This is a genomic window from Bradyrhizobium iriomotense (genome assembly GCF_030160715.1).
Lineage (GTDB): Bacteria > Pseudomonadota > Alphaproteobacteria > Rhizobiales > Xanthobacteraceae > Bradyrhizobium > Bradyrhizobium iriomotense.
In genome coordinates, this window is the sequence record NZ_BSOW01000007.1 from 74181 (window position 1) to 91491 (window position 17311).

Genomic DNA, 17311 nt, shown 5'->3' on the forward strand with positions numbered 1-17311 from the left:
GGCATCCACGTCTATCCCTAGCCGCTGTGGCGCGTGGATGGCCGGGTCAAGCCCGGCCATGACGAGCTGCCGCTAATGCGCGCCTTCGCGCAGCTTGAAGCGCTGGATTTTGCCGATTGCCGTCTTCGGCAGCGACTCCACGACATCGATCCAGCGCGGATATTTCCAGGGGCCGATCTTCTGCTTGACGTGCTCCTTCAGCATCTCCTGGAGATCGCTCGTCTTGGCACCGGGACGCAGCACGACAAAGGCTTTCGGCTTCAACAGGCCTTCCGGATCGGCTTCTGGCACGACGGCTGCTTCCAGCACGGCCGGGTGCGTGATCAATGCGCTCTCGACCTCGAACGGCGAGACCCAGATGCCCGAGACCTTGAACATGTCGTCGGAGCGTCCGCAGAAGGTGTAGCGGCCATCGGCGTCGCGAACATATTTGTCGCCGGTGCGCGTCCACGGCCCCTCGAATGTGCGGCGGCTCTTGTGGCGCTGATTCCAGTAGCCCTCGCCGGCCGACGGCGCATCGACCAGGAGCTCGCCGACCTCGCCGTCAGGCACGTCCTGGCCGGCCTCGTTCACGAGCCGCACGGCATAGCCCGGCACCGGCTTGCCGGACGAGCCGTATTTGATGTCATCCGGCGCATTCGACAGGAAGATGTGCAACAGCTCGGTCGAGCCGACGCCGTCGAGGATGTCGACGCCGAAGCGTGCCTTCCAGGCGTTGCCCACCGACTCAGGCAGCGCCTCGCCGGCGGAGGTGCAGATGCGAAGCTTGTTGCCGCCGCGCTCCTGCTTACCGGCTTCGTCGTTGAGCATGGCCGCGAACAGCGTCGGCACGCCATAGAAGATGGTCGGGTTGTATCGGTTCATCAGCTCGAACATGCGCGCCGGCGTCGGCCGTTCGGTGTTCAGCACCGTGGTGGCGCCGACCGACATCGGAAAGGTCAGCGCATTGCCAAGGCCATAGGCGAAGAACAGCTTTGCCGCGGACAGACAGACGTCGTCCTCGCGAATGCCGAGCACCTGCTTGGCATAGGTGTCGGCGGTCGCCTGCAAGTTCGCATGCAGATGGCGCACGCCCTTGGGCATGCCGGTCGAGCCGGACGAATAGAGCCAGAACGCGGGCTCGTCCGGATGCGTCGCCACAGTTGCGAAATCATCGGTCTCTTGCGCGAGCTCTTCCGCGAGCTGCCTGTGGCCGTTCTGCTTCTTACCGGAGACGACGACATGCTCGAGATCCGGCATGCCGCCGACGACGTCCTTGATGACGGGATAGAGCGCCTCGGAGACGAACAGCACGCGCGCGCGGCAGTCGGCGAGAATGTAGGCGTATTGCTCCGCGGTCAGCAGCGTGTTCAGCGGCACCGGCACGATGCCGGCGCGGATCGCGCCGAGAAACACGATCGGGAAATCGATCGTGTCGAGCATGATCATCGCCACGCGCTCCTCGCGGCGGACGCCGAGACGGCGCAGCATGTTGGCGGCGCGACGCGTTTGTTGCTGGAGCTCGCCATAGGTCAGGCGGGAGACGGTGTCGTCGAAGACGAGCTTGTTGCCCCTGCCCTCCGCGACGTTACGGTCGAGCAGCCAGGTCACCGCGTTATAGGATGCCTCGCTCACGGACTTCTCCCCCGAATTTTGAATTATAATTCATAGAAAGACACTCCGTCGGCTTGCTGTCAATGCCATCAGGCATTATGTTTCCGACAAATGCGCCGCCGGACATCCGCTAAAGAAGGCAAATGACCGAAAGCCCCGACGCCGAATCCCAATTCCTCGAACAGCTTGGCCAGCGCGTGCGCACCACGCGCGCGCTGCGCGGCATGTCGCGAAAAGTCCTCGCCAAGGTGTCCGGCATTTCCGAACGCTACATCGCCCAGCTCGAGGGCGGCAAAGGCAATGTCTCGATCGTGCTGCTCAGGCGCGTGTCGAACGCGATGGGCGCGCATCTGGAAGACCTGCTGCCGACGATCGAGCCTGCGCCGGACTGGCAGATGTTCCGCGATCTCCTGCGCAAGGCAACGCCTGGCCAGATCGCACAGGCCAAGGACCTCCTCACTGGGGGCAGCGCGTCCGCTCCGCGGCGTGCGCCGTTCTGCGGCATCGCGCTGATCGGCCTGCGCGGCGCCGGTAAATCCACGCTCGGCAGGATGCTGGCGAAGAAGATCGGCTGGAGCTTCGTCGAGCTCAACAAGGCGATCGAGGAGCAGAACGGGCTGTCGATCGCCGAGATCATTGCGCTCTACGGCCAGGAAGGCTTTCGCCGCATGGAGCAGGCAGCGCTGCAACAGCTCCTCGCGCGCCACGAGCTGATGGTGCTCGCGACCGGCGGCGGCATCGTCTCGGAGCCGCTGACCTTCGACCAGATCCTGTCCTCGTTCTACACGATCTGGCTAAAGGCCGAGCCGGAAGAGCATATGGCCCGCGTGCGCCGCCAGGGCGACCTGCGCCCGATGGCCGATGATCGCTCCGCGATGACGGAGCTGCGCAACATCCTGCTCAGCCGCGAGCCGCTGTATTCGCGCGCGACGGCGGTGGTCGATACGGCGGGGCTGAGTGTCGACGCCGCCGCAGCGCGGCTGATCGACGCGGTGCGACCGGTGTTGCAGAACGAAGCGCGCAGCTTTGGGCTGCGAAGCGTGGCGCTCTAATCAATCCACCTCGAGATAATGCACGCCCGGCAGCTCGGGGAACGGCGCCGTCGGCAGCGTTTGGTACCAGAACGCGACCGACGCCACGTCGTCCTGCAAGGGCAGATATTTCGGCTCCTTCACGCCGGAGCGCCAGCCGAGCGCCTGCATCGTCACGCGCAAATCGCGTCGGAAGCGCACGGGGTCGGGAATGTGCCAGCGGTACATGCCAAAACGCTGCTGCGACTTGTAGACGCCGTCGGGGCGGATCACCTGCGGCAGGCCGGCATAGGGCGTCGTGAATTCGAGATAGCGCGACGCTGGCCCGCCGCTCGCGCCGGGATTGGCGAGCTGCCACGGCACGCGCGGATCGAAATTGTAGGCGCCGCCAAAATAATCCTCGGTGCCGGTGCCGCAGATGGTCGGAAACTCACCGTCGCCGTCGATGAAGAATTTGATCTCGCCCTCGCCCCACCAACCATTGTTGTTCGAGCCCCAGGCCATGTAAGTGCCGACATAGTGGCCGTGTCCGGTGACGCCATCGAGCAACGTGTGGACTTCCTTGTACGGCACCGGATTGGTGCGGCGGAACTGCGCGTGAAAATAGGCGCAATCTTCCGGCACGTCCGTCAGCGTGTAGTTGATCTGGTAGTAGATGGTCTGCGCCTCCTCGTTGCGATTCTCCAGCGTGACCCGCGCGCGCTTGCGGAACGGCATTTCCCAATAGCAATTGAAGCCGCGGCCCGGATTGACGCAGACCGCCAGCGAGGACACCTGCGCAAATTCCTCCCAGCCGCAGGCAAAGAAATCGCCGATCGGACATTCGACGCTGGGCAACGCCTGGTCATCCCAATAGATGCGCAGGATGAAACGGCGCAGACGGCCGCGCGAAATCGTCATCCAGATCTGCTGGATCGCGCCCGCACCTTCGATGTCGGCCAGCGTAAAGGTCGCGCCGGGCTCGATGACGACGTAAGGCGAGATCTTCCAGCCTCGTCCGAGGTCACGCGCCTGCGGTGCCGCCGGGCCATCGACGGCCATGCCGCCCTTGCCTTTTTCGCCGGTGAAATTTTCCGGACTGATCGAGCGCGACTGCGCGTTCGACAGGCGCGAGAGGTTGCCGAGATGGAGGCCTAGTCCGGAGAATGTCATTGTGTCTCACCTTGCGGTCACGATTCGAAAGCCTCCGTAGCCCGGATGAGCGAAGCGACATCCGGGACTCTGCGGCGCTTCCCCGGGTATCGCTACGCTCACCCGGGCTACAAGGCTAGGAGGCAGGAGCTTGGTCCAGGCAGGGATCGCAGGGTGGGTTAGCGAAGCGTAACCCACCACTTCTCTCGACATCCGGAGGGCAACGAGGTGGGTTACGCCGACGCCAACCCACCCGACGCAGCCACGCCGCTAGACCGACCAGTAGTTCGGATGCTGATAGGCTCGCGAGCGGTCGCCCCAGTCGAACTCCTCGCCGTCGAACTCGCAAGGGCCGGCGCTCAGCTCGTCCAGCGTCACCTCGACCTGGAAGGCCTGGCGGTGCGGATCGTATTTCAGCGCGCTCCACTGGACGGGATAATGGTGATGCGTGCCGAGCAGCCCGCCGGTCTTGATTACGGCATAGGCGACCGTTCCGCTCACCTTGTCGAGCATCAGCCGCTCGATCGTGCCGAGCTTCGTGCCGTCGCGCCCGAAGACGGCGACATGCTCCACGCGATCACTGGGAACCATGGTGTGCATGGCGTGCTCCCTGGGGTTCTTGCGTTTGCACGCATTATAGCCCTGTAGCCCGGATGAGCGAAGCGACATCCGGGAAGACCCCGGGTATCGCTGCGCTCACCCGGGCTACAAGGCTACAGCAACTGCGAGCGCACCGACACGGCACCCTCGCGCAGGAGCGGCAGGAAGCGGTCGATCAGCTCCTGCGTCGGCACGCGATCGACATGGGCGCCCATGTTTATGGCGGCAACGATGGTGTCGTCGTAGCGGCGGACGGGAACGGAGATCGAGCGGAAATGCGGCTCGGCCTCGCGATCGACCAGCGAGAAACCCCGGGCACGATCGGCGGCGATCTGCGCAAGGAGCAGCTTCGGATCGGTCGCCGTCCGCGGCGTCAGCGCCTCGCGCTTCATCTTTTTCAGGCGTGCGGCGAGCGCGGCATCGTCGAACTGGCCGAGCATGGCGCGGCCGACCGAGGTGCAAAAGGCCGGCAGGCGGTAGCCGATCTCGAGCCCGCCGGAGAACACCCGCATCGGACTGCCGCGCGCGATGAACACGACGTCGTCGCCGTCGAGCACCGCGAGGGAGGAGATCTCCTGCGCCGCGGTCGCGACACGGTCGAGCACCGGTTGCAGCACGGCGACGAGCTGGTTGGAGCGCAAATACGACGCCGCCAGCGTCAGCACATGCGGCGTCAGCGAGAACAGCTTGCCGTCGGTCGCGACGAAACCGCCGCGCTGGAGCGTGAACAGGATGCGCCGGGCGGTGGCGCGCGGCAGCTCGGCGGCGCGGGCAAGATCGCTGAGTGTCATCGGGCCGGCGGTCGTGCCGAACATCTGCAACAGCCGCAAGCCGCGATCGAGGCTCTCGACGAAATCCGTCGCGCGCTCCTCCGTCTCGTTCCGCTTCAGCTTGGGCATCGGATCCGCGCCTGCAAAATATTGCTTGCTGCCAAATCAAGGCATGTCATAATTCGCCCATTCGTTCAATAGGCGAACAACGCCACTCCGAGCAAGAGGACGCGACCCGCCATGATGAGCCAGGAGCAGAACGACCTGATCACCCGCACCGGGCCGAAAGACCCGTGCGGCAAGCTGATGCGGAGCTACTGGCAGCCGGCGGCGCTGGTGGATGAGCTGGAGGGCGCGCGTCCAATCCGCCCGGTCAAGCTGCTCGGCGAAAGCCTGGTGCTGTTCCGCGACGAGAGTGGCCGCTATGGCTTGATCGACCGGCACTGCGCGCATCGTGGCGCCGACCTCGCCTTCGGTCGGCTGGAGCATGGCGGCCTGCGCTGCGCCTTCCATGGCTGGCTGTTCGACGCGACGGGGCAGTGCATCGAGACGCCGGCCGAGCCACAGGATTCAAAGCTCTGCCAGAACATCCGGCAGCGCTCCTATCCCGTGGTGGAGAAGAGCGGCATCCTCTGGGCGTGGCTCGGCGAGGGCACCCCGCCCGCTTTTCCCGAGATCGACTGCTTCGTCGCGCCCGGCACGCATACTTTTGCATTCAAGGGCCACATGGCCTGCAACTGGCTCCAGGCGCTGGAGGTCGGCATCGATCCCGCGCACGCCTCCTATCTGCACCGCTTCTTCGAGGATGAGGACACCTCGACCGCCTACGGCAAGCAGTTCCGCGGCGCCTCCGCCGGAAGCGACCTGCCGATGACGAAGATTCTGCGAGAGTACGACCGCCCGATCATCAATGTCGAGCATACCGAATATGGTCTGCGACTGATCGCGCTGCGCGAGATCGACCAGGAGCGCACCCATGTGCGCGTCACCAACCAGCTCTTCCCGCACGGCTTCGTCATTCCCATGAGCACGGAGATGACGATCACGCAGTGGCACGTGCCGGTCGATGACGAGAACTGCTACTGGTACGCGATCTTCACCAGCTACACGAACCCCGTCGACAAGCAGAAGATGCGCGACCAGCGGCTCGAGCTCTACGAGCTGCCCGACTACATCTCGCGCAAGAACAAGGCCAACGATTACGGCTTCGATCCGCACGAGCAGCAGACCGCGACCTATACCGGCATGGGCACCGACATCAACGTCCACGACCAGTGGGCGGTGGAATCGATGGGCGCGATCCAGGATCGCACCAAGGAGCATCTCGGCCAGAGCGACAAGGCGATCGTGCAGTATCGCCGCCTGTTGCGGCAGGAGATCGAGAAAGTCTTGGGCGGCGAGAAGCCGATGCTGCATCTGGACGAGGGCAACGCACGCAGCATCCAGGGGCCGGCGACCATGGACGGCATCGGCCCGACCCAGGGCTGGGAGACCTACTGGATGGAAGTCGACGTCAAGCGGCGGCGCGGCGCCCCCTGGATGGCGCCGGTGCCGAAGGACATTGCCGATAACGTGCACCGGCTGACGGCGGCGGAGTGAATTGGAGTGAAGATCCCACCTTCGTCATTGCGAGCGAAGCGAAGCAATCCAGAAATGCATCTGCGGAAAGATTCTGGATTGCTTCGTCGCTTCGCTCCTCGCAATGACGGAGAATGTGGCGGACGCCACATGCTCCGCTGTCATGCCCCGCGAAGGCGGGGCATCCAGTACGCTGCGGCCTCTCGTGGACACACGACCGTCTCTGGAATACTGGATCGTCCGCCCCAGTGCGCAATTGCGCACAAGGCGGACGATGACAGAGTGGACTGAGGAGCAACCAAAGTGACTTTCGTCGCGCGTCATGGGCTTTGGTCGGCGGAGCAGAAGGACGCGGCGCCGCGCGTGCGGCGAATGGTCGAGGAGAAGAACCTCGAGGTCGTCCGCCTCGCCTTCCCCGACCAGCACGGCATTTTGCGCGGCAAGACCATCATCGCGGCCGAGGCGATCGCCTCGCTCGAGAGCGGTTGCTCCATCACCACGACCATGCTCGCCAAGGACTCTTCGCATCGGACCGTATTCCCGGTGTTCACCGCCGGCGGCGGCTTCGGCATGAAGGAGATGGAGGGCGCGGCCGACGTGCTGATGGTCGCCGACCCCACCACGTTCCGCGTGCTGCCCTGGGCGCCGACCAGCGGCTGGCTGCTGTGCGATCTCTACTTCAATGACGGACGGCCGGTGCCGTTCGCGACGCGTGGGATTTACAAGCGCGTGCTCGACGAGCTCGGCGCGCGCGGTCATGATTTCGTCGCCGGCCTCGAAGTCGAGTTCCACATCTTCAAGCTCGACGACGCGCAGATGCGCCCGGAGGATGCCGGTCAGCCCGGCACGCCGCCGTCGGTGAGCCTGCTCAGCCACGGCTATCAGTACCTCACCGAGCAGCGCTTCGATCAGATGGAGCCGGTTCTGGAGATCCTGCGCCGCGACATCGTCGCACTCGGGCTTCCCTTGCGCTCCGTCGAGGTCGAGTTCGGGCCGAGCCAGTGCGAATTCACGTTCCAGCCGCGGAAGGGCATCGAGCCCGCCGACAACATGGTGCTGTTTCGCTCTGCCGTGAAGCAGATCGCGCGCCGTCACGGCTATCACGCCACCTTCATGTGCCGGCCCAAACTGCCGAACGTGTTCGCGAGTGGCTGGCATCTGCACCAGTCGATCGTCTCGCGCGCGACGGCTGAGAATCTGTTCATGGCGAAAGAGGCCGGTCAGCCGCTCAGCGAATTCGGCCGCGCCTGGCTCGCGGGCCTGCTCGATCACGCCCGCGCCTCCGCCGTGTTCACGACACCGACCATCAACGGCTACAAGCGCTATCGTTCCTATTCGCTGGCGCCGGACCGCGCGATCTGGGGCCGTGACAATCGCGGCGTGATGATCCGCGTGCTCGGCGTCGCCAACGATCCGGCGACGCGCCTGGAGAACCGCATCGGCGAGCCCGCCGCCAACCCCTATCTCTACATGGCTTCGCAAATCCTCTCGGGGCTGGACGGCGTCGACCGCAAGCTCGATCCCGGCCCGTCGGCCGACGCACCCTACGAGACCAAGGCACCGCTGCTGCCAAAATCCTTGCGCGATGCCGTCGGCGCTCTGAAGGACGATCCATTCTTCCGCGAAAAGCTGGGGGCGGAATTCGTCGACTACTACACCCACATCAAGAATGCCGAGATCGACCGCTTCCTGGCCGAGGTGACCGACTGGGAGCATCGCGAATATTTCGAGATGTTCTGAGACCGGCTCTTGGAGGGTGGTGACGGCAACGCCGTACCGCGCCTCCCGCTCACGCCTCACACCGCTGTGAGGCGACTTCGTCCCACCTGTGCCGACGACATCAGATCGCTGTCCGACGAAGCCATTTTCCGCATCCCTCGAAAACCGCCGGAAAGACTAAGGCGCTAGGCTGGCACCATGTGATCAGACAATGGAGTTCGGTCATGTGGGGTCAATTGTTCAGCCTGATTTACCGCCTGTCCTGCCGGGCCACCTTGATGAAGATCGGCGTGCACCACTTGGCGCGTTGAGAGCGACTGATTGGTTTAGGTAAGACGGATTGACCAAATAACGGGGTTTCCGATGCGCAAGCTGATCCTGATCGTTGCGATGTCGTTGCTGGCCAGCCAAGCCTATGCCGGATCTCGGAGCCTCAGCCTCGCCGCAGCCAACGCAAGCGAAAAGGCGACCCAGCCAGCGACGCCGCAGGCGCCCGCAACGCCGCAAGCGCTGCAGGCTCCGGTGACGACGCCGGCCGCCACCACACAAACGCCCGTGACCACGCCGCAGCCGACCGTGACGGCAACGACCACCACGCCAACGGCAGCTCCGGTGACGACGCCATCCACGCCGCAGACCACCGCTCCCGTCGCGACAACCGAGCCGGCCAAGACGACGGTCGCAAGCAAGCCGAAGCGTCGCGAGCCTTCGGTCGAAGCCCGCGTGATCCGCGAACTGCACCGCCACGGGATTTATTGGTGATCTGGATGTCGTCCCGGCGAAGGCCGGGACCCATACCGCGTGATCCATCGATTGGGTCGGTGCTTATCCCGAACAACCAATCTTCGCAAAACTTTTCCCTGGGGTTATGGGCCCCGGCCTTCGCCGGGACGACGTCGGGTGCACGGCGCAAGCTCGCACCAAACACACCGCGCCAACCCTAAATTCCCAGATACCGATGCTGCAGCTCCGGTTCGGCCGTCAGCTGGTCCGAGGTGCCGCTCCACACCGTCTTGCCGCGCTCGATGATGTAGTGGCGGTCGCAGATGCGGGCGAGGTGGTCGACGTTCTTGTCGACGACCAGGATCGACTGCCCGCGCTTCTTGAGCAGCGACAGGCAATTCCAGATCTCCTCGCGGATCAGCGGGGCGAGGCCTTCGGTCGCTTCATCGAGGATCAGGAGCTTTGGATTGGTCATCAGCGCACGGCCGATGGCGAGCATCTGCTGTTCGCCGCCCGAGAGTTGGTTGCCCATGTTGGACGCGCGCTCGGCGAGGCGCGGGAACAGGACGTAGATCGCGGCGAGCGTCCAGGGATTGTCGCTGCCGAAGCGGTCGGCGGCCGCGGCGACGAGATTTTCGCGCACGGTGAGGTTCGGAAAGATCTGGCGCCCCTCGGGCACGAGGCCGACGCCGAGCTTTGCGATCCTGTAGGATGGAAGCTGTCGCACCTCCGAGCCCGCAAAGCGGATCGCGCCGGCGCGAGCCGGTGTCAGGCCCATGATGGAGCGGATGGTGGTCGTCTTGCCCATGCCGTTGCGGCCCATCAGCGAGACCATCTCGCCCGGCTTGATGGACAGCGACAGGCCGAACAGCACCTGGGAAAGGCCGTAGCAGGTCTCGATGCCGTCGACGTCGAGCAGCGTGTCAGCCATCCCGTCAGTCATGGCGCGTCACCACGTGCTGATCGCCGAGATAGGCGCGCTTGACCTCGTCGTTCCCGCGGATCGCGGCCGGATCGCCGGAGGCGATGACGCGGCCATAGACCAGCACCGAGATGCGGTCGGCGAGCGCGAATACCGCCGGCATGTCATGCTCGACCAGCACGATCGAGACTTCTTTCCGCAGATCCTGAAGCAGCTTCACCATGCGCTGGGATTCGGTGGCGCCAAGGCCGGCCATCGGCTCGTCCAGCAGCAGGATTTTTGGCTTGCTCGCCAGCGCGACCGCAAGCTCGAGCTCGCGCCGCTCGCCATGGCTGAGCCTGCTCACCACGACATCGGCGCGATGCGACAGGCCGACGCGATCGAGCGCGGCATGGGCGGCATCGCGCAGGCCCCTCTCCTTCCGCGCATCGGCGAAGAAGCGGAACGACGTGCCGGCATGCGCCTGTGCCGCCAGCGCGACATTGTCGGCGGCGGTGAAGTCGAGCAGCAGCGAGGTAATCTGGAACGAGCGCGCCAGCCCCAGCGCGCAGCGGCGATAGGCCGGCAGATAAGTGATATCGCGCCCGCCGAGCGAGACGCTGCCCGCATGCGGCGAGAGATGCCCGGTCAGCTGGCTGATCAGCGTGGTCTTGCCGGCGCCGTTTGGACCGATGATGGCGTGCAGCTCGCCGGCCGAAACATCGAGCGAGACGTGATCGGTCGCGGTGATGCCGCCGAAACGGCGCACCAGCTTTTCGACGCGGAGCAAGGGTTCAGCCACGATCGGCCCTCCCGAGCAGGCCCATGATGCCGCCGCGCCCGAACAGCACGATCAGCAGCAGAAGCGGGCCCATGATCAGCGCCCAATATTCGGTGATCTGCGACAGGAATTCTTCCAGCAGCAGATACACCACCGCACCCATGACCGGGCCGAACAGCGCACCCATGCCGCCGAGGATCACCATCACCATGAGGTCGCCGGAGCGCGTCCAGTACATCACCGCCGGGCTGACAAAGTCGGTGTTGTTGGCGAGCAGCGCGCCGGCGAGCCCGCACATGGTGCCCGAGATGACGAAGCAGACGAGCTGGTAGCGCTTTGCCGGAAAGCCGATCGCCTGCATGCGCTGCTCGTTGGAGCGCAGGCCCTGCACGACGAGACCGAAGCGCGAATTGACGATGCGCCAGATCAGGAAGACCACGCCGAACAGGCAGGCGAGGCAGAGATAGTAGAACTGCACACGGCTGGAGAGATCGATCAGCCCGAAAAAGTCGCTGCGCTTGTAGACGGTGAGACCGTCGTCGCCGCCGTAACGCGCGAGGCCCGAGGCGACGTAGTAGGCCATCTGCGCGAAAGCGAGCGTGATCATGATGAAATAGACGCCGCGGGTGCGCAAGGAGAGCGCGCCGATCACCAGCGCATAAAGCGCGGACGCCGCAAGCGCGACCGGGAACTGGATGAAGCCGGAGCCAACACCTTCCTGCGCCAGAATGCCCACCGCGTAGCCGCCGATGCCGAGATAGGCGGCGTGGCCAAAGCTCATCATGCCGCCATAGCCCATGATGAGGTTGAGGCTGGCGGCCGCAAGCGCCAGGATGACGATGCGGGTGAACAGTGTCAGGATGAAGATGTTGCCCGACAGCTGCGAATAGAGCGGCAGCAGCACGAGGCCTGCCAGCACCAGGGCCGTGACGGCCTTGCTCACGCTCAAAGCCTTCATCGACGATTGGCCGGAAACAGCCCCTCCGGCCGCACCACCAGCACGATCGCCATCAAGAGATAGATCAGCATCGAGGACAGCGCGGGCGCGGCGGTGGACGCCGCGGTTGAGCTCAGGATCTGGCGCAGCAGGTTCGGCAGGAAGGCGCGGCCGAGCGTATCGATCATGCCGACGAAAACCGCCGCGAGGAACGCGCCGCGAATCGAGCCGATGCCGCCGATCACGATGATGACGAAGGCGAGGATCAGGATGTTCTCGCCCATGCCGATCTGCACGGTGAGGATCGGCGCCTGCATCAGGCCGGCGAGTCCGGCAAGTGCGGCACCCAGGCCGAACACCAGCGTGTAGAGCAGCTTGATGTTGATGCCGAGCGCGCCGATCATCTCACGGTTGGAGGCGCCGGCCCGGATCAGCATGCCGATGCGCGTGCGCATCACGCCGAGGTAAAGGAGGAGCGCGACCAGCAGCGCGACCACGATGATCGCAAGCCGATAGGCCGGATAATAGATGCCGGGCAGGATCGGCACCGGAACGGTGAGCCAGGGCGGCAGCGGCAGCGCCAGGCCCGCCGGCCCCCAGATCAGCCGGACCGCTTCATTGAAGAACAGGATCAGGCCGAAGGTCGCGAGAACGTGGTCGAGATGATCACGGCCATAGAGATGCCTGAGCGCGACCACTTCGAGCACGATGCCGAGCACGAGCGTCGCGCCGAGCGCGAGCAGCGCTCCCAGCAGGAAATTGCCGGTCCAGGCGACGAAGGTCGCGGCGAAATAGGCACCCATCATGTAGAGCGAGCCGTGCGCGAGGTTGACGAGATCCATGATCCCGAACACCAGCGTCAGGCCGGCGGCCAGCAGGAAGAGAAGCAGCCCGAACTGCAATCCGTTGAGGAATTGTTCGACGACGAGCAGCATCGAGCTCTTTCAGCCACGCATCACGTTGCGCCGATGTTCGAACACGGTCGCCATCAGTGAAAGAGCTCCCCCTGCCTTTTCAAGGCCAAAATCGGTAATGGCAGTATCGTTCCGACGCAAGAGCGATTCTGCGCCCGACATGCACTTTGTTGCATCTCATCGAACAGGCGATGAGCGCGCGTTGCAAGAAGATTGGCGCGGAGGATGGGTCAACCTGCCGCACCTCTCATCAATTCAGACGAGGTGCCGGGCCGATGTTGAACGGGGAGGTTGTTGCCGGTGCTCGCCGGCGATCGTCTCACGCACTCACACACCCAACCCTCTCCCCGTAAGAGCGGGGAGAGGGAGAGATGGAGCAACGTCCCGCCGCACTCAGTGCGACGTCACCTGGTGAGGGAAATCGTGGCCGGTGCCGGCGGTGTCGGCGGTAGAAGCTTCCAGCGCCGCCATCCGGAACAGATAGGCGAGCGTGGCGTGGCCGCAATCATCCGCCATCTGCGCCAGTTCGAGCGCCATGTCGGACATGTAGCCGAGATTCTCTTCGTTCTTCTTCATCTTGAGCTTCGCAAGGAATTGGCTGTCTCGCATCATGTTCGACATCTCAGGCGGTCTTTCGTTGCGCGGCAGCAAGGCCGCAGGTGTTGGCACGGGCGATGGCATCGAGGCGCGGACCGTCCTGGCGCACGACCGTCGCCATGCCGATCCGCTCGCGCACGATATCGAGCGACTGCCGGCAAACGTCGATCGTGGCAGCCATGGTCCAGGAATCGTCGACCAGCGCGGGCAATCCCAGAGGCGTGACGACGAATCCGATGTCCTGGAAGCGCGGCAGCCACCAGGTCTCCATGACCAGGCAGAGACGCTCGATGCCCTGGTCGAGACAGAACTCCTGCGCTGAGGCCATCAATTGGAGATTGACGGTTCCGTCGCGGCGGTCACGCGCAACGAAGAAGCGAGACCACTCCCAGATCAGCGGGTCGGTCGGGCAGCCGCGCACCGCAGCGAGATGCGGAAAGATCTCGCTCATCATCGTCGGCTTGGTGGTCGGATACAGCCGGTAGCCGCCGATCACGCGGCGGCTCTCCAGCGCGAGCATGTAGATCGCGTCCTCGTCGTCGTAGACGTCGATCTCGCGGCCATCGGGCTTGCGCAGCGCCTCCCACTTGCGCTCGTCGACGAAGATCTCGTGCCGCAAGCGGAAGTGTTGTTCGACGACGTCCTCATACAGATGGCGGTTCGCGGATGAAATTGCGTGGATCATGAAAACCCCCGTTCCTCAAAACGGGGGCAGCCTCGTTGAAACGAGGCGGATTCGATATTGGGAAATTTCCCAGTGAGAGCTTATGGATTGATGATTTTGTGCCTGATGGCGATCGCAACTGCATGCGTACGGTTGACGGCACCGAGCTTGCGCGCAGCGGTTGCAAGATGCTCTTCCGCGGTCCGCTGCGTGATGTGCAGGATCTCGCCGATCTCCCAGGCGGACTTGCCTTGCGAGGCCCAGGCGATCACCTCGCGCTCGCGCGGCGTTAGCAGCGCCGGCGGCGTCGGACGCGGATCGAGCAGGCGGCGGATGCGGTCGAAACCGTACATCGCCATCAGGTGCAGCGCCGGCTTGCTTCGCGCGTTGAGATCGAGATGAACGCCGCCGAGCGAAACGCCGGCCTCATAACCGGTCAGCCCGTGGATCGGCACGACGAAGCCGCGCGACATGCGGAAATCGGTGGCGCGGTTCATCACCTCCACCGCACCGGGCTCGCGCTCGGCATCGTAAGGCGCTTCCGACCATTCGAAGGGATTCACCGACTGCCGGCACATCCGGATCACCGGATCGAAGCGGACGTAGTTCCTCTCGGTGTACATCCTGAACCATTCCGCCGGCCAGCGCTTCGCAAGCACCATCTGCTCGAAGTGCTGCTCCGGATTCGGCAATCCAGTGACGATGATGTGCTCGAAGCCGAAGCGGCCAAATGCCGCTTCAAGCGCGTCCATCGCATCCGGAACCTTGCTGTAGGCTTCCAGGCCTTCGATGAAGTCGAGTGCTTCGCGGCCATAGTCCACGGCGGACATCGGTTCGTTCCTGCCCCCTGGCTTCGTAGATTGCTTTGTAGCCTGACTCGGGCGTTGCCTCAATGCGCCGCCTCCGTAGTTTCACGGAACGCTCAGCTCTGAAGATTTAATCTACTTGTGGAAGAAGGGGGGTCAAGATACACCTGCATCGTCTGGAGCGGGAAAGCTACGATGGAAAACGAGAACATCGCCCTCAACAGCGTGCTCGGCCTGGAACTCAACCGCGTGTTCTTCGCTGTGCGCGAGACCGCGAACAAACAGAAGATCATCGAGTTCGCGCGCGAGGTGCTGGAAGGCGAACGCGCCGGGCTGCCCGACAGCGTTTCGCCGGAAGGGCCGCTGCGCTAGAGCGCAGTTGCAGCAACCGCGCGGATGCAACCGCTCGCGCAATCTGCGCCCGCTTTCAATTCGAACGCACTGATTTTAGTCGAAACAATCTGACCGCGAGTTTCGAAGTCCCCTCCTCCCCTCCCGCCCTATTCACGTTGACAGGCATTTGCGGCTGGATGACATGACGCCTGTCGTGAGATGATCGTCACTCACGGTCGTCCATCGGGGATTGTCCTAGAGCATGATGACGCTGCGCCAGGTTGAAGTGATCCGTGCCGTGATGGTGACGGGGACCATTGGCGGCGCGGCGAAGCTGTTGAACGTCTCGGCGCCCGGCATCAGCCGTCTCGTCAAATACACCGAACGCTCGCTCGGTATCCGCTTCTTCCAGCGCCAGAACGGACGCTACTTCCCGACGCCCGAGGCCGAGAACATTTTTGAGCAGATCAACGGCGTCTACAAGAAGGTCGACGATCTCTCCGAGATCATCTCCAAGATCGGCCGCGGCGGATTGTCGGAGCTGCGCATCGGCTCGGTGCCGAGCATCTCGCAGGTGATGGTGCCACGCGCGATCGAGCGCGTGCGGCGCCGCTATCCGGATCTCGGCATCGACATCAACATCCTCAAGCTCGAGGAAGCGATCGACTATCTCCTGCTCGGCCGCGGCGAGTGCGTCGCGATGAGCTACCGCCTCGAACATTCCGGCCTCGACTTCATGCCGCTCGCCTCCGGCGAGCTCTATTGCATCGTGCCGCCGGGCCACGAGCTCGCCGGCCGCAAGCAGGTCTCGGCGGCCGAGATCACGCGCTATCCGCTGATCGGCATCGATCCGAACGATCCTTACGGGCGGATCATGGCCGAGATCTTTGCCCGTCACCGGCTCGACTACAACATCACCATCCGCGCCCGCTTCGGCACCACGGTGTGCGCGCTGGTGAAGGCGGGCCTCGGGATCGCGATCATCGACCAGTTCACGGTCGCCCATGGCGGCTATCCCGGCATCGAGCTCTTGAAGATCACCGAGCCGACGCGGTTCGACACCTACATCGCGGTCAAGCGCGGCGCGCCGCTCTCGCTCCACGTCGAATATTTCATCGAGCAGCTCCGCGCCGAGATGCGTGCGGTCGAGCCCTCGCGCAACGGGGCGAAGGGCGTCGCGGCACGCGGACGCAAGAAATAACTTTATGTTAGGTTTGTAGGATAAATGGGTAATTGTGTTAGGCAAGGGACCAGCTATCGTCGGGCTTGAGCTTTGCCTTTTTCCGCGCAACACCGCGTGGCGAAACACACACACCAAGACCAATCCGGATCATGTCAACGCGCCGACCTGCCGCATCTCAGAAACTCCTCACCGGCCTGATCGGCGCGCCGATCGCGCATTCAGCCTCGCCTTCCATGCACGAGCGCGCCGCCGAGGCGCTGGGGCTGCGCGGCCACTACCAGCTCATCGAGGTCGCCGGCGCGGATTCTGCCGGCCTCAGCATGATGCTCGAGGGGGTGCGGCGGCTCGGCTTTGCCGGCGTCAACGTCACCTATCCCTACAAGGAAGCGGTGGTGCCGCTGCTCGACGAGCTTGCGCCTGGCGCAGCCGCCATGGGCGCGGTCAATACCGTCGTCGTCCGGGATGGCCGGCTGATCGGCCACAACACCGACACCACGGGATTTGCCCGCGCGGTGGCGCCGCTGCTGGCGCCCGCGGACAACGCGGTCGCCGTGATCGGCGCCGGCGGCGTCGGCAAGGCGATCGCCTTTGCACTGGCGAGCCAGAAGGTCTCCGACATCCGCATCGTCGACAGCGAGCCGGCGCGGGCCGAGAAACTCGCCTCGCTCCTGAACACGAACGGTACCAAGGTTGGCGCAAGGGTCGCTTCGAGCGTCGAGGATGCGCTCGAGGGCGCAACCGGCCTGATCAACGGCACGCCGGTCGGCATGCTGCCGAACCGGGACACGCCGGCGCCGCCAGCGCTGCTGCGTGCAAACCTCTGGGTCGCCGACGCCGTCTATTCACCGCTGATCACCCCGCTGCTCGCGGCCGCGCAGGCCAAGGGCGCGCGGATCATGACCGGCCGCGAGCTTGCGATCTACCAGGCCGCGGACGCGTTCGAACTGTTCACCGGCCTTGCCCCGTCGACCGAGATCATGGGAGAGGCTTTTGACGCCGTGATGGCGGCGCGTAGCGCCGCCTATCAGGCAGCCTGACCAAAGCGGCCGG

At 64.4% G+C, this 17311-nt stretch carries 18 protein-coding genes; 7 read left to right on the top strand and 11 right to left on the bottom strand.

Annotation, left to right across the window (positions count from 1 at the left end; genetic code table 11):
* Positions 1 to 72 precede the first annotated feature (72 nt).
* On the bottom strand, positions 73 to 1614 hold the full coding sequence (locus QQL28_RS12020) for a benzoate-CoA ligase family protein (RefSeq protein WP_284265171.1): 1542 nt from the start codon (positions 1612 to 1614) through the stop codon (positions 73 to 75).
* Positions 1615 to 1736: 122 nt separating this feature from the next.
* Between QQL28_RS12020 and QQL28_RS12025 the strand changes: the two genes are divergently transcribed.
* The gene (locus tag QQL28_RS12025; RefSeq protein ID WP_284265173.1) at positions 1737 to 2645 is read left to right on the top strand and encodes a helix-turn-helix transcriptional regulator; all 909 of its coding nucleotides are present in this window, start codon (positions 1737 to 1739) and stop codon (positions 2643 to 2645) included.
* Here QQL28_RS12025 and QQL28_RS12030 read toward each other — a convergent pair whose 3' ends face one another.
* The 3 genes from QQL28_RS12030 to QQL28_RS12040 form a co-directional block, all read right to left on the bottom strand.
* Entirely contained in the window at positions 2646 to 3776 is a 1131-nt protein-coding gene (locus tag QQL28_RS12030; protein ID WP_284265175.1) for a glycoside hydrolase family 172 protein, read from the bottom strand.
* 249 nt (positions 3777 to 4025) lie between these two features.
* Positions 4026 to 4355: a PRC-barrel domain-containing protein gene (locus QQL28_RS12035; protein WP_284265177.1), complete on the bottom strand. Its 330-nt coding sequence runs from the start codon at positions 4353 to 4355 to the stop codon at positions 4026 to 4028.
* Between the two features lie 113 nt (positions 4356 to 4468).
* Positions 4469 to 5254 carry an IclR family transcriptional regulator domain-containing protein gene (locus QQL28_RS12040; protein ID WP_284265179.1) on the bottom strand — a complete coding sequence of 262 codons (786 nt, stop codon included), beginning with the start codon at positions 5252 to 5254 and terminating at the stop codon, positions 4469 to 4471.
* 111 nt (positions 5255 to 5365) lie between these two features.
* Between QQL28_RS12040 and QQL28_RS12045 the strand changes: the two genes are divergently transcribed.
* The 3 genes from QQL28_RS12045 to QQL28_RS12055 all read left to right on the top strand — a co-directional run bounded on the left by QQL28_RS12045 (position 5366) and on the right by QQL28_RS12055 (position 9184).
* Positions 5366 to 6724, top strand: a complete 1359-nt coding sequence (locus QQL28_RS12045; RefSeq protein ID WP_284265181.1) for an aromatic ring-hydroxylating dioxygenase subunit alpha — start codon at positions 5366 to 5368, stop codon at positions 6722 to 6724.
* Between the two features lie 282 nt (positions 6725 to 7006).
* Positions 7007 to 8443: a glutamine synthetase family protein gene (locus QQL28_RS12050; RefSeq protein ID WP_284265184.1), complete on the top strand. Its 1437-nt coding sequence runs from the start codon at positions 7007 to 7009 to the stop codon at positions 8441 to 8443.
* Positions 8444 to 8785: 342 nt separating this feature from the next.
* Positions 8786 to 9184, top strand: a complete 399-nt coding sequence (locus tag QQL28_RS12055) for a hypothetical protein (protein WP_284265185.1) — start codon at positions 8786 to 8788, stop codon at positions 9182 to 9184.
* A gap of 178 nt (positions 9185 to 9362) precedes the next feature.
* Here QQL28_RS12055 and QQL28_RS12060 read toward each other — a convergent pair whose 3' ends face one another.
* The 7 genes from QQL28_RS12060 to QQL28_RS12090 form a co-directional block, all read right to left on the bottom strand.
* Positions 9363 to 10076, bottom strand: coding sequence for an ABC transporter ATP-binding protein (locus QQL28_RS12060; protein ID WP_284265593.1), 714 nt, complete (start codon positions 10074 to 10076; stop codon positions 9363 to 9365).
* 4 nt (positions 10077 to 10080) lie between these two features.
* On the bottom strand, positions 10081 to 10848 hold the full coding sequence (locus tag QQL28_RS12065; protein ID WP_284265187.1) for an ABC transporter ATP-binding protein: 768 nt from the start codon (positions 10846 to 10848) through the stop codon (positions 10081 to 10083).
* Entirely contained in the window at positions 10841 to 11785 is a 945-nt protein-coding gene (locus QQL28_RS12070) for a branched-chain amino acid ABC transporter permease (protein WP_284265190.1), read from the bottom strand. Before QQL28_RS12070 ends, QQL28_RS12065 begins: the two co-directional genes overlap by 8 nt.
* On the bottom strand, positions 11782 to 12699 hold the full coding sequence (locus QQL28_RS12075; RefSeq protein ID WP_284265192.1) for a branched-chain amino acid ABC transporter permease: 918 nt from the start codon (positions 12697 to 12699) through the stop codon (positions 11782 to 11784). The genes QQL28_RS12070 and QQL28_RS12075 overlap by 4 nt, the downstream gene beginning before the upstream one ends.
* 372 nt (positions 12700 to 13071) lie before the next feature.
* Positions 13072 to 13290: a hypothetical protein gene (locus QQL28_RS12080; RefSeq protein WP_284265193.1), complete on the bottom strand. Its 219-nt coding sequence runs from the start codon at positions 13288 to 13290 to the stop codon at positions 13072 to 13074.
* A 10-nt stretch (positions 13291 to 13300) separates the two neighbouring features.
* Positions 13301 to 13960 (bottom strand): acyl-homoserine-lactone synthase, encoded by a 660-nt coding sequence (locus QQL28_RS12085; protein ID WP_284265195.1) that lies wholly within the window; start codon positions 13958 to 13960, stop codon positions 13301 to 13303.
* Positions 13961 to 14040: 80 nt separating this feature from the next.
* The gene (locus QQL28_RS12090; protein WP_284265197.1) at positions 14041 to 14769 is read right to left on the bottom strand and encodes a helix-turn-helix transcriptional regulator; all 729 of its coding nucleotides are present in this window, start codon (positions 14767 to 14769) and stop codon (positions 14041 to 14043) included.
* A 171-nt stretch (positions 14770 to 14940) separates the two neighbouring features.
* Between QQL28_RS12090 and QQL28_RS12095 the strand changes: the two genes are divergently transcribed.
* The 3 genes from QQL28_RS12095 (at position 14941) to QQL28_RS12105 (ending at position 17298) form a co-directional block, all read left to right on the top strand.
* Positions 14941 to 15117 carry a hypothetical protein gene (locus QQL28_RS12095; protein ID WP_284265199.1) on the top strand — a complete coding sequence of 59 codons (177 nt, stop codon included), beginning with the start codon at positions 14941 to 14943 and terminating at the stop codon, positions 15115 to 15117.
* Positions 15118 to 15340: 223 nt separating this feature from the next.
* Positions 15341 to 16279, top strand: a complete 939-nt coding sequence (locus QQL28_RS12100; protein WP_284265201.1) for a LysR family transcriptional regulator — start codon at positions 15341 to 15343, stop codon at positions 16277 to 16279.
* 131 nt (positions 16280 to 16410) lie between these two features.
* Entirely contained in the window at positions 16411 to 17298 is an 888-nt protein-coding gene (locus QQL28_RS12105) for a shikimate dehydrogenase (protein WP_284265203.1), read from the top strand.
* The last annotated feature ends 13 nt before the right edge of the window (positions 17299 to 17311 follow it).